We start from the raw sequence: 12,331 nt of genomic DNA, 5'->3' as shown, positions 1-12,331 counted from the left end.
CGGTCCGATTGGACTCCGAAGCCACCATGCGTCTATCCAGCCTAGCCGACTATGCAGTCGTGATGATGAGCGCCGCAGCGCGTCATTGCGGCGGTATCGCGCGGCTGAACGCGACGCTGCTCGCCGAAGAAACCGGCGTGCCGCTGCCGACCGTGCAGAAGCTGGTGAGCCGGCTGTCCGCCGCGGGCCTGATCGAGAGCACGCGCGGCACCGGCGGCGGCTTTCGCCTGTCGCGTCCGCCCGCGATGATCTCGCTCGCCGACATCATCGAGGCGGTCGAGGGGCCGATCGCGCTGACCGCATGCGTCGATGGCGCATCGCAGGATTGCTGCATCGACCAGAGCTGCCGCGTGAAGCCGCACTGGAACGCCGTCAACGGCGCGGTTCGCGGTGCGCTCGCCGGTGTGTCGCTCGCCACGCTGGCGACCCACCCCGGCGAAGGCCGGGGCCCAATTGGGGACGGCGCATTGGCTGAAGATCGCGCGCAATTACATCAACCTACCCAATTGGACCCCGGCCTGCGCCGGGGAGGAGTTCTAGCGTAATGGCTACCCGGAACGCAGAGGCATATGCCGCCGCGAACAAGACGTACGAGTGGGGCTTCTCCTCGGACATCGAACAGGAATTCGCGCCGAAAGGTCTGTCGGAAGACACGGTGCGCTTCATTTCCGCCAAGAAGGGCGAGCCGCAGTGGATGCTCGACTGGCGGCTGAAGGCGTTCGCGTTGTGGCAGACGATGGAGGCGCCCGACTGGTCGAAGCTCAACGTCCCGCCGATCGATTACCAGGACGCGTATTATTACGCGGAGCCCAAGGCCAAGCCGAAACTCGGGTCGCTCGACGAGGTCGATCCCGAGATCCTGCGCGTCTACGAGAAGCTCGGCATTCCGATCGGCGAGCAGAAGATGCTGGCGGGCGTGGTCGAGGATCCGCTCGACGCGGACGGCAACCCGAAGCGCCGCGTCGCGGTGGATGCGGTGTTCGACAGCGTCTCGGTCGCGACCACGTTCCGCAAGGAGCTCGAGGCCGCGGGCGTGATCTTCCGCTCGATCTCCGAGGCGATCAAGGAATATCCCGAGCTCGTCCGGAAGTGGCTTGGCAAGGTCGTGCCGCAGCGTGACAATTACTTCGCGACGCTGAATTCGGCGGTCTTCTCCGACGGCACGTTCGTCTACATCCCGGAGGGCGTCCGCTGCCCGATGGAGCTGTCGACGTACTTCCGTATCAACGCCGAGAATACCGGGCAGTTCGAACGTACGCTGATCGTCGCCGACAAGGGTTCGTACGTCTCGTATCTCGAAGGCTGCACCGCGCCGATGCGCGACGAGAACCAGCTGCATGCGGCGGTGGTCGAACTCGTCGTGCTCGACGATGCCGAGATCAAATATTCGACCGTGCAGAACTGGTATCCGGGCGACGAGAACGGCGTCGGCGGGATCTACAACTTCGTCACGAAGCGCGCATTGTGCCAGGGCAAGAACTCGAAGGTCAGCTGGACCCAGGTCGAGACCGGCAGTGCGATTACGTGGAAATACCCGTCGTGCGTGCTGCTCGGCGATGGCTCGGTCGGCGAGTTCTATTCGGTCGCGGTGACGAACAATCGCCAGCAGGCCGATACCGGCACGAAGATGATCCACCTCGGGAAGAACACGCGATCCACGATCGTGTCGAAGGGAATTTCGGCGGGGCGTTCGGACAACACGTACCGCGGACTGGTGCGCGTCGCGCCGACCGCGGAGGGCGTGCGGAATTTCACGCAGTGCGACAGCCTGTTGCTCGGCGACCAGTGCGGCGCGCATACCGTGCCGTATATCGAGGTCCGCAACCCGTCCGCGCAGATCGAGCATGAGGCGACGACGTCGAAGATCTCCGAGGACCAGCTGTTCTACGCGATGTCGCGCGGGTTGGACCAGGAGGCGGCGGTCGCGCTGATCGTCAACGGCTTCGCGCGCGAGGTGCTGCAGCAGCTGCCTATGGAGTTCGCGGTGGAAGCGCAGAAGCTGCTGGGAATTTCGCTGGAAGGCTCCGTGGGGTGATCCCCTCGTTCCGTCATTCCCGCGCAGGCGGGAATCCACTTCGCCTTTCGCGCATGCGGATGGGTGGATTCCGCCTTCGCGGGAATGACGGGGTAGGGTTGGCGTAGTCAGCGCCTCGCATTTTAGAGATTTGGAATTGGGCTACATTCGATGCTGAAAATTGAAAACCTTCACGCCGAGATCGACGGCAAGGAAATCCTCAAGGGCCTGTCGCTCACCGTGAACGCGGGCGAGGTGCACGCGATCATGGGGCCGAACGGGGCGGGCAAGTCGACGCTGGGCTATGTGCTCGGCGGGCGGCCCGGCTATGAGGTCACGGCGGGGTCGGTGACGTTCGACGGCGTCGACCTGCTCGAGCTGGAGGCGCATGAGCGTGCCGCGGCGGGCGTGTTCCTCGGCTTCCAGTATCCGGTCGAGATCCCCGGCGTGTCGAACGTCCAGTTCCTCCGCGAGGCGCTCAACGCCCAGCGTGCGACGCGCAACGAGAAGCCGTTGTCGGGCGGCGAGTTCCTGAAGCTCGCGCGCGGGCAGGCGGATCTGCTCGGCATGGATTACGACATGCTCAAGCGGCCGGTGAACGTCGGCTTTTCGGGTGGCGAGAAGAAGCGCAACGAGATGGTCCAGATGGGCATCGTCAACCCGAAGTTCGCGATCCTCGACGAGACCGATTCGGGGCTCGACATCGATGCGCTGCGCGTCGTCGGCGACGGCATCAACCGCATCATGCGCGCGCCCGACAAGGCTGTGCTGCTGATCACGCATTATCAGCGGTTGCTGGATTACGTGGAGCCGGACTTCGTCCACGTCCTCGCCGATGGCCGCATCGTCCGCTCGGGCGGCAAGGAACTCGCGCAGCAGCTCGAGAGCGAAGGCTATGTGGGGATCGCCGCATGACTTTGCTGAGCACTGCAGGCAGGCAGAATTGGGTTCACGCGGAGACGCGGAGACGCGGAGGTGTCGTCGCTTCGGCAACGCTCCCGCGTGTCTTCATTGCTCATGATTTGGAAGCCCTTGCGGGCAAGTCCAATCTTCTTCTCCGCGTCTCCGCGTCTCCGCGTGAACCCCTCTTCTGCGCAGTGGGTGCACGATGAGCGCGGTTATGGAACTTCCCTCGACGCGCGAGGAATCGTGGCGCTGGGGTGATCCGGCGGCGATTGTGGCGGCGGCTGAACTGCCGCGCGGCGTTGCTCCGGATGCTGGCGAGTGGTTTCTCGATCTGCCGGGTGCGCGGGCGGTGTTCGTCGATGGTGCGCTCGACGAGGCGCGGAGCGATCTGCGGCACGTCGCGATCACGCAGATCGATGGCGGCGCGCATGTGCTTGGGCGTCGCACGACCGGGACCGGCTGGTCGATCCGGGTCGAGGCGAACGCTGCGGCAGAGCTTCTCCAGATCGTCCACATCGCGACCGGTGGCGAGAACCAGCTTCCGGCGGAAATCCTGCTTGCCGAGGGCGCGAGCGCGTCGGTGGTCGAGACCTATGTCGGGGCCGGCTGGTCGAACCGGTCGACGCGGATGACGCTCGGCAAGGGGGCGAAGCTGACGCGCGCGGTGCGGTTGTTGCAGACCGATGGCTTCGTGTCGTTGCGCGACGAGGTGGACATCCATGCGGGCGCGAGCCTGATCGCGACGGTGCTGGGCGCCGGCGATGCGGGTACGCGGATCGACGGGTCGATCATCGTCTCGGGCGACGATGCGTTTGCCGAATATGGCGGCGCGTTGCTCACGCGGAACGACCAGCGGCAGGAGTGCGCGGTGTCGGTGCGGCATGCCGCGCTGAACGGGCAGAGCAAGCAGATCTGGCGTGCAGTCGCGGCGGACAAGTCGACGGCGAGCCTTGCCGCGCGGGTCGAGGTGGCGCGCGATGCGCAGAAGACCGACGGCGTGCAGTCGCTGCGCGGGTTGCTGTTGCAGCGGACCGCGACGGTCAACCTGAAGCCCGAGCTGGAGATCTTCGCGGACGACGTGAAATGCGCGCACGGCGCCACTGTGGGTGAGCTCGACCAGCGCGCGCTGTTCTACATGCAGAGCCGCGGGATCCCGCATGCCAAGGCGCAGGCGCTGCTCACGCGCGCGTTCGTCGGCGATGCGTTCGTGCAGATCGCGGACGAGACTGTGCGGGAGGCTTTCGTGGCGGATGCGGATGCGTGGCTGGAGCGCGCGTTGTGAGCGGGCGTAACGCGCTCCCCTCCCTGGAAGGGAGGGGCTGGGGGTGGGTCGGCTCGTTGGCTGGCGTGACCGAGTCTCCGCGGCCGACCCACCTCGACCCCTCCCTTTCAGGGAGGGGGAAGATGACCGTGATGACCGAAACGCGCCCCCTCGATCGTCTGTCCGATTTTCCGGCGATCCCGGAGGGTTGGGCGTATCTCGACACCGCAGCGACCGCACAGAAGCCGCAGGTCGTGGTCGATGCGATTACGCGCGCGTATGGCGAGACCTACGCCACCGTGCACCGCGGCGTGTACCAGCGCTCGGCCGACATGACGGTCGCCTATGAGGCCGCGCGGAAAGCGGTCGCGCGGTTCATCCGCGCGGGCTCGCCGGACGAGGTCGTGTTCGTCCGTGGCGCCACCGAAGGCATCAACCTCGTCGCGCAATGCTGGGCCGGCGAGCAGTTGAAGGCGGGCGACCGCATCCTGCTCTCGATGCTCGAGCATCATTCGAACATCGTGCCGTGGCAGATGATCGCCGAACGCGTCGGCGCGGCGATCGACGTCATCCCGCTCACCCTCGACCACCGCATCGATCTCGACGCGATGGAGCGCATGATCACGCCGGCGCACAAGCTGGTCGCGCTCGGGCATGTCTCGAACGTGCTGGGATCGGTGCTCGATGCCAAGCGCGCGACCGAGATCGCGCATTCGGTCGGCGCGAAGATCCTGCTCGACGGCTGCCAGTCGGTGCCGCGGATCGCGGTCGACGTGAAGGCGATCGGGTGCGATTTCTACGTGTTCTCCGGTCACAAGCTGTACGGCCCGACCGGGATCGGTGTGCTCTGGGCCAAGCCGGAACTGCTCGACGCGATGCCGCCGTATCAGGGGGCGGGTCGATGATCGACAAGGTGTCGTTCGCCAAGACCACCTACGCGCCGCCGCCGGGCCGGTTCGAGGCCGGGACGCCGCATATCGTCGGCGCGCTCGGGCTGCATGCGGCGATCGACTATGTCGAGAGCATCGGCCTCGATGCGATCCACGCGCACGAGACCGCGCTGGTGACGGCGACGCGCGACGCGCTGTCGGGGATCAATTCGGTGCGCCTCTACGGCCCCGCGGACTCGGCGGGGATCGTGAGCTTCACGATCGAGGGGTTCATCCGCACGACATCGGCACCATATTGGACGAGGAGCGCGTCGCGATCCGCGCCGGGCATCACTGTGCCCAGCCGCTGATGGAGGCGCTGGGCGTCGAGGCGACGGCCCGCGCGAGTTTAGGCGTGTATAACGGGCCGGCGGACGTCGAGGCGCTGGTGCGCGGTATCGAGCGAGTAACGAGGATTTTTGGATGAGCGATCGGTTCGAGATCGAGGAAGTGGATGCCGTCGCATCGCCGCCCAAGGCGCGGGTCGTCATGGAGACGGACTCCGACGCGGAGCGGAAGCGGGATTATCTTGCGGGTTTCCTGGCGCAGAAGCCGCAGGTGGATGCGCCCGGCGAACCCGGTGGCGCGGTGTACGATGCGATCATCGATGCGCTGAAGGAGATCTACGATCCCGAGATCCCGGTGAACATTTACGACCTGGGGCTGATCTACGGCGTCGAGGTGACCGAGGACGGCCATGCGGTGGTGGCGATGACGTTGACCACGCCGAACTGTCCGGTCGCGGAGTCGATGCCGGCCGAGGTCGAGATGCGGGTCGGGTCGGTGCCTGGGGTCGGGTTTGCGGAAGTGAACCTGGTCTGGGATCCGCCTTGGGATCCGCAGAAGATGTCGGACGAGGCGAAGCTCGAGCTGGGCATGCTGTAGTCAGTCCCCTCTCGCTTGCGGGAGGGGTTAGGGGAGGGAGAGCGTGACATTGCTGGTCAAGGCCTCCTCGACCCCTCCCGCAGGCGGGAGGGGAGCAGAAGGAATTGGTGATGGCGACGACATTGCGAGCACGGCCGGCGGCGCTGAACCTCACGGCGACCGCGCACGCGCGGATTGCGGATTTGATGGCGCGCGCGCCGGCGGACGCGATCGGGGTGAAGCTGTCGACGCCCAAGCGGGGGTGTTCGGGGCTGGCCTATTCGGTGGATTACGTCACCGAGGCAAAACCGTTCGACGAGCGAATTGATACGCCGGGGGGACGCTGTTCGTCGATGGCGGGTCGATCCTGTATCTGATCGGGTCGACGATGGACTGGGTCGAGGACGACTTCACCGCCGGCTTTGTATTCGAGAACCCCAACGCCAAGGGTGCGTGCGGGTGTGGTGAGAGCTTTACCGTTTAAGACGCCGCTGAGCTCAAACTAGGCGGATCGATTTTCTTCCCTCCCTGGAAGGGAGGGGGCGGGGTGGGTCGGCTTCCGTATCGTCGAACGTCGGCGGCATAAGCGGGCCGACCCACTCCCAGCGCCTCCCTTTCAGGGAGGGGAGCAAGATGGGCAGTGTCTCTTTGATTGCGCAATCTCCCCGCCCGGCTCGTTCCGGGAGGCGCTTGCCGCAAAGAGCGGAGAAGCCGCTGGCCTTGCCCGTCGCGCCCCTCCTGTGCCACTCCCCGCGGCAACAAAGGGGATATCCGTGGCCAGTTTGTTTCGCCGAAAAATCGTCACCGAGCAGCCGCCTGAGCACCAGCTCGCGCGGACGTTGTCGTGGCCGCACCTCGTCGCGATGGGCGTCGGCGGGATCGTCGGCACCGGCATCCTGACGCTGATCGGCGTTGGCGCAGGGCTCGCCGGGCCGGCGGTGATCCTGTCGTTCGTGATCGCTGGCGGGATCTGTGCCTGCGCGGCGCTCGCCTATGCCGAGATGGCGACGATGATCCCGGCCTCGGGCAGCGCGTACACCTACAGCTATGTGGTGCTCGGCGAGCTGATCGCGTGGGTGATCGGCTGGTCGCTGATCCTCGAATATTCGCTCGTCGTGTCGACCGTCGCGGTTGGCTGGTCGGGGTACGCGGCGCCGTTGCTGCGCGGCGCGTTCGGCTTCCCCGAGGCGCTGACGCTCAGCCCCGAACTCGGCGGTATCCTCAACGTCCCCGCGATCTTCATCATCGCGGTCGTCGCGGGCGTGCTGTCGTTCGGCACGCGCGAGAGTGCGACGCTGAACGCGGTGCTGGTCGCCGTTAAGATGATTGCACTGACCGTCTTCGTGTTCATCGCGCTTAAGTATTTCAACAGCGCCAATTTACACCCGTTCATGCCCTACGGCTTTCCCAAGGCCGTTCAGCCCGACGGGGCCGAGCGCGGCGTCATGGCGGCGGCGGCGATCATTTTCTTCGCCTTCTACGGCTTCGACGCGATTTCTACGGCGGCGGAGGAGACCAAGAACCCCGGTCGCGATCTCGCGATCGGTATCGTCGGGTCGATGGTCACGTGCATCGCGATCTACATTCTGGTCGCGGTCGCCGCGGTCGGCGCGCTGTCCTACACGCGGTTCGCCGGCAGCGCCGAGCCGCTCGCGCTGATCCTGCGCGAGATCGGCCGACCCGGGTTTGCGACGTTCCTCGGCGCCTCCGCGGTGATCGCGCTCCCGACCGTGCTGCTCGCCTTCCTGTTCGGCCAGAGCCGGATCTTCTTCACGATGGCCCGCGACGGATTGCTCCCCTTGAGCCTCGCCAAGGTATCGAGGCGTGGCGCACCTGTCCGCATCACCTGGATCACCGCGGCGATCGTCGCGGTGATCGCCGGTCTGTTGCCGCTCGCCGAGATTGCCGCGCTCGCCAATGCCGGTACGCTCGCCGCGTTCGTCGCAGTCTGTGCGTGCATGCTAGTGATGCGCCGCCGTGCGCCCGATGCGGTCCGGACGTTCCGCGCGCCGGCGGCGACGCTGGTTGGGGCGATCGGGATCCTCGGGTGCCTGTATCTGTTCTTCAGCCTGCCCTCGAAGACGCAGCTGTATTTCGGGCTTTGGAACCTGCTCGGGCTCGTGATCTACTTCGTCTACGCGCGGCCGCGAGCGCTGGCCGAATGAGCGGCTGGACGATCGGGATCATCGGCGGCTCGGGGCTGTACGCGGTCGACGGGATCGAGGATGGGCGCTGGCAGACGGTCGAGACGCCCTGGGGCGAACCCTCGGACGCGATCTACACCGGGCGCGTCGGCCATGTCGGGGTGGCGTTCCTGCCGCGGCATGGGCAGGGCCACCGCATCGCGCCCTCAGACCTCAACGCCCGCGCGAATATCGATGCATTGAAGCGGCTTGGGGTAACCGACGTGCTGGCGGTGTCGTCGGTCGGCTCGCTGGTCGAGGCCCGCCCGCCCGGCAGTTTTACCGTCGTCGACCAGTTCATCGATCGGACCGAGGGGCGCCCGTCGAGCTTCTTCGGCACCGGCCTCGTCGCGCACGTCTCGATGGCCGACCCGGTCTGTCCGCGCCTCTCGCGCTATGCGGCGGACGCAGCACGCGAAGCCGGGGCGCAGGTCGACGATCGCGGCACGTATCTCGCGATGGAAGGCCCGCAATTCTCGACCCGTGCGGAAAGCCGTCTCTACCGCCAATGGGGTTGCGATGTGATCGGGATGACCGCGATGCCCGAGGCCAAGCTCGCGCGCGAGGCGGAGCTTCCTACGCGCTGGTCGGCATGGTCACCGATTACGATTGCTGGCGCGAGGACGAGGCGGGCGTCGATGTCGCGCAGGTGATCGCGCAACTCGGTGCCAATGCGGCCAAGGCGCGCGTGATGGTGATGGCGTTGCTGCGCGCGCTGCCGGCTGAGCGGGAGGCTTCGCCGATCGATACGTGTCTCGACAGCGCGATCATTACCGCGCGGGAGGCTCGCGATCCGGCGTTGGTGGCGAAGCTGGATGTGGTGGCGGGGCGGGCGCTATCGGTCTGAATTGCTGTCCTCCCCCGCGAGGGGAGGTGGCGCGAAGCGACGGAGGGGTCGCCCTGTCGAGAGCGGGTCACCCCTCCGTCAGCACTGCGCGCTGCCACCTCCCCTTGCAGGGGAGGATTTCGATCTCTGCATTGTTAGGTGAAAAGTTCGTCATTCGCCCCGTTCGACACATCACTGCAACATATCGAGCCGAAGGAGGGTGCGTCGCCGCTCCCTCTCCCCTGTGGACGGCGACTTGACCGGGTCTCCCTGTCCCGGTCTTCTCCCTGAACTACGGGGCGACCTTCACGGTCGCCCCGCCTTTTGGTTTGGGAGCGTTCGGGAATCGCGCGACGCGCGGCAATAGCCTGAGATTGTGCAACCCTATCGATCCTCCCCCGTCAGGGGAGGTGGCAGGCACTTGCCTGTCGGAGGGGAGGTAAGGAAACCTCTGTTCCGTGTCCTCCCCTCCGTCGCCTCCGGCGCCACCTCCCCTTGCGGGGGAGGATCGTAGGGCGTTGTCTTACGCGGCCAGCTTGCGCAGGACGTAGTGGAGAATGCCGCCGTTGAGGAAGTATTCCAGCTCGTTGACGGTATCGATCCGGCACTTGGTCTGGAACGTCTCGCTCGACCCGTCGGCGCGGGTCATCTTCACCGTGACGTCCTGACGCGGGCGGATGCTCGCCACGTCGAGGATCGTGAACGTCTCCGAGCCGTCGAGGCCGAGCGTCTTGCGGTCCACACCGTCCGCGAACTGCAACGGCAGCACGCCCATGCCGACCAGGTTCGAGCGGTGGATGCGCTCGAAGCTCTCGGTGATCACGGCGCGGACGCCGAGCAGGTTGGTGCCCTTCGCCGCCCAGTCGCGCGACGAGCCGGTGCCGTATTCCTTGCCGGCGACGATCACGAGCGGCGTGCCGTCCTGCTTGAAGCGCATGGCGGCGTCGTAGATCGCCATGACCTCGCCGTCGTACTTCGACATGCCGCCTTCGACGCCGGGGACCATCTCGTTCTTGATGCGGATGTTGGCGAAGGTGCCGCGCATCATCACGTCATGGTTGCCGCGACGCGCGCCATAGCTGTTGAAGTCGGCCTTGCTGACCTGATGCTCCTGCAGGAAACGGCCGGCGGGGCTGTCGGCCTTGATCGAACCGGCCGGCGAGATGTGATCGGTCGTGATCGAATCGCCGAGGATCGCGAGCGGCTTGGCGTCGATGATGTCCTGCACCGGCGACGGCGTCATGCTGAGGCCCTCGAAATAGGGCGGGTTGGCGACATAGGTCGAGCCTGCGCGCCATGCGTAGGTGTCCGAACCCGTGACGTCGATCTCGCGCCACTTGGCGTCGCCCGCATAGACGTCGCCGTAGCGCGCGCCGAACATGCCGGCGTCGATGTTGGCGTCCATCGTCGTGCGGACTTCCTCGTTGGTCGGCCAGATATCGCGCAGATACACGTCCTGGCCGTCAGACCCCTGGCCGAGCGGCGTCTCGATCATGTCGGTCGTGACGGTGCCCTTGATCGCATAGGCGACGACGAGCGGCGGCGAGGCGAGGAAGTTGGCGCGGACGTCGGGTGACACGCGGCCCTCGAAGTTGCGGTTGCCCGAAAGCACCGACGCGGCGACGAGGTCGTTCTCGTTGATCGCGGCCGAAATCGCAGGCGCGAGCGGCCCCGAGTTGCCGATGCAGGTGGTGCAGCCATAGCCGACGAGGTTGAAGCCGAGCGCGTTCAGGTCTGCGGTCAGCCCGGCCTTGTCGAGATAGTCGGTGACGACCTGCGAACCGGGGCGAGCGAGGTCTTCACCCACGGCTTCGACTTGAGGCCGAGCGCGTTGGCCTTGCGTGCGACGAGACCGGCGGCAACGAGCACCGACGGGTTCGAGGTGTTGGTGCAGCTGGTGATCGCGGCGATCACGACGTCGCCGTCGCCGATGTCATGCTCGCGACCCTCGACCGCGACGCGTGCGGGCTGTTCCTTGTGGTACAGCTTGTGGAGGTCGCTGTTGAACACCTCATCGACCTTGTTGAGGCTGACGCGATCCTGCGGGCGCTTCGGGCCGGCGAGCGAGGCGACGACGGTGCCCATGTCGAGCTCAAGCGTGTCGGTGAAGACGGGGTCTTCCGCGTTCTCGTCGCGCCAGAAGCCGTTGGCCTTGGCATAGGCCTCGACCAGCTCGACATTCTCGTCCGAGCGTGCGGTGAGGCGCATGTAATCGAGCGTCTTGTCGTCGATCGGGAAGAAGCCGCAGGTCGCGCCGTATTCAGGCGCCATATTGGCGATCGTCGCGCGATCGGCGAGCGTCATCGACGACAGGCCGGGGCCGAAGAACTCGACGAAGCGGCCGACGACGCCCTTGGCGCGCAGCATCTGCGTGACGGTGAGCACGAGATCGGTGGCGGTGATGCCCTCGTTCAGCGCGCCGGTCAGCTTGAAGCCGACGACTTCGGGGATCAGCATCGACACGGGCTGGCCGAGCATCGCGGCCTCGGCCTCGATCCCGCCGACGCCCCAGCCGAGCACGCCGAGACCGTTGATCATCGTCGTGTGGCTGTCGGTGCCGACCAGCGTGTCCGGGTACGCGATCATCGTGCCGTCGCCGTGGTCACCCGACGAAGCCGACGACCAGACGGCCTGACCGATATATTCGAGGTTCACCTGGTGGCAGATGCCGGTGCCGGGGGAACGACCTGGAAATTGTCGAGCGCCTTCGAACCCCACTTCAGGAACTCGTAGCGCTCGATGTTGCGCTCGTACTCAAGGTCGACGTTGTCGTGGAACGCCTGGGGCGTGCCGAACTCGTCGACCATCACCGAGTGATCGATGACGAGGTGGACGGGGACCTGCGGGTTGATCTTCTCGGGGTTGCCGCCGAGCTTGGTCATCGCGTCGCGCATCGCGGCGAGATCGACCACGCACGGCACGCCGGTGAAGTCCTGCATCAGCACGCGCGCGGGGCGATACTGGATCTCGCGGTCGCTGCGACGCTCCTTCTGCCAGTCGACGATCGCCTGGATATCCTCGCGCGTGACGGTCACGCCGTCCTCGAAGCGGAGCAAATTCTCGAGAAGGACTTTCATCGAGAACGGCAGGCGGCTGATGTCGCCGAACTGCTCGGACGCCTTGGCGAGGCTGTAATAGTCGTACGACTTGCCGCCGGTGGAGAGGCTGGTGCGGGTCTTGAGGGTATCCTGGCCAATGGCAGTCATAGGGGTCCTTCCCGTGGGCGTCGGGCCGCCGGGCGCCGAGGGAAAGCAGCCATATAGGCCACGCGGGCGCGTCGGGGACCGAGCGAAAAATGCTGTTACCGGAGGGGCCTTAGCAAGGGGAGGGCTTCGGGGAAGGGTGCGG

7 protein-coding genes and 4 pseudogenes are annotated in these 12,331 nt (G+C 66.1%); 9 read left to right on the top strand and 2 right to left on the bottom strand.

Features of this window, described 5'->3' with window-relative positions:
• Positions 1-26: 26 nt before the first annotated feature.
• From AC0IX7_RS11475 to AC0IX7_RS11435, 9 genes and pseudogenes are all read left to right on the top strand, one after another.
• Positions 27-545 carry an SUF system Fe-S cluster assembly regulator gene (locus tag AC0IX7_RS11475; protein ID WP_471811984.1) on the top strand — a complete coding sequence of 173 codons (519 nt, stop codon included), beginning with the start codon at positions 27-29 and terminating at the stop codon, positions 543-545.
• Positions 545-2,035, top strand: coding sequence for a Fe-S cluster assembly protein SufB (gene sufB / locus AC0IX7_RS11470; RefSeq protein ID WP_471811982.1), 1,491 nt, complete (start codon positions 545-547; stop codon positions 2,033-2,035). The genes AC0IX7_RS11475 and sufB overlap by 1 nt, the downstream gene beginning before the upstream one ends.
• Positions 2,036-2,185: 150 nt before the next feature.
• A complete protein-coding gene (gene sufC, locus AC0IX7_RS11465; RefSeq protein ID WP_471811980.1) occupies positions 2,186-2,929 on the top strand; it encodes a Fe-S cluster assembly ATPase SufC in 744 nt (247 codons plus the stop codon).
• A 193-nt stretch (positions 2,930-3,122) separates the two neighbouring features.
• The gene (locus AC0IX7_RS11460; protein ID WP_471811978.1) at positions 3,123-4,202 is read left to right on the top strand and encodes a SufB/SufD family protein; all 1,080 of its coding nucleotides are present in this window, start codon (positions 3,123-3,125) and stop codon (positions 4,200-4,202) included.
• A gap of 122 nt (positions 4,203-4,324) precedes the next feature.
• Positions 4,325-5,537: pseudogene (locus AC0IX7_RS11455) on the top strand (cysteine desulfurase).
• Positions 5,534-5,995 (top strand): SUF system Fe-S cluster assembly protein, encoded by a 462-nt coding sequence (locus tag AC0IX7_RS11450; protein ID WP_471811976.1) that lies wholly within the window; start codon positions 5,534-5,536, stop codon positions 5,993-5,995. Before AC0IX7_RS11455 ends, AC0IX7_RS11450 begins: the two are co-directional and overlap by 4 nt.
• Positions 5,996-6,105: 110 nt before the next feature.
• Positions 6,106-6,458: pseudogene (locus AC0IX7_RS11445) on the top strand (HesB/IscA family protein).
• Positions 6,459-6,747: 289 nt separating this feature from the next.
• Entirely contained in the window at positions 6,748-8,139 is a 1,392-nt protein-coding gene (locus tag AC0IX7_RS11440) for an amino acid permease (RefSeq protein WP_471811974.1), read from the top strand.
• Positions 8,136-9,004: pseudogene (locus AC0IX7_RS11435) on the top strand (S-methyl-5'-thioadenosine phosphorylase). The gene AC0IX7_RS11440 and the pseudogene AC0IX7_RS11435 overlap by 4 nt, the downstream one beginning before the upstream one ends.
• Positions 9,005-9,506: 502 nt before the next feature.
• Here AC0IX7_RS11435 and AC0IX7_RS11430 read toward each other — a convergent pair.
• The gene (locus AC0IX7_RS11430; RefSeq protein WP_471813853.1) at positions 9,507-10,226 is read right to left on the bottom strand and encodes a hypothetical protein; all 720 of its coding nucleotides are present in this window, start codon (positions 10,224-10,226) and stop codon (positions 9,507-9,509) included.
• Between the two features lie 327 nt (positions 10,227-10,553).
• Positions 10,554-11,922: pseudogene (gene acnA, locus AC0IX7_RS11425) on the bottom strand (aconitate hydratase AcnA); the annotation flags it as partial.
• Positions 11,923-12,331: the final 409 nt, after the last annotated feature.

Source organism: Sphingomonas sp. AC411, assembly GCF_979253035.1.
Note: the sequence above shows the minus strand (reverse complement) of the source record. Positions and strands in the feature narration are given on the sequence as shown.

Coding starts and splice junctions, on each gene's coding strand:
- AC0IX7_RS11475 (WP_471811984.1), top strand. CDS start 27: ATGCGTCTATCCAGCCTAGCCGACTATGCAGTCGTGATGATGAGCGCC.
- sufB (WP_471811982.1), top strand. CDS start 545: ATGGCTACCCGGAACGCAGAGGCATATGCCGCCGCGAACAAGACGTAC.
- sufC (WP_471811980.1), top strand. CDS start 2,186: ATGCTGAAAATTGAAAACCTTCACGCCGAGATCGACGGCAAGGAAATC.
- AC0IX7_RS11460 (WP_471811978.1), top strand. CDS start 3,123: ATGAGCGCGGTTATGGAACTTCCCTCGACGCGCGAGGAATCGTGGCGC.
- AC0IX7_RS11450 (WP_471811976.1), top strand. CDS start 5,534: ATGAGCGATCGGTTCGAGATCGAGGAAGTGGATGCCGTCGCATCGCCG.
- AC0IX7_RS11430 (WP_471813853.1), bottom strand. CDS start 10,226: ATGACGCCGTCGCCGGTGCAGGACATCATCGACGCCAAGCCGCTCGCG.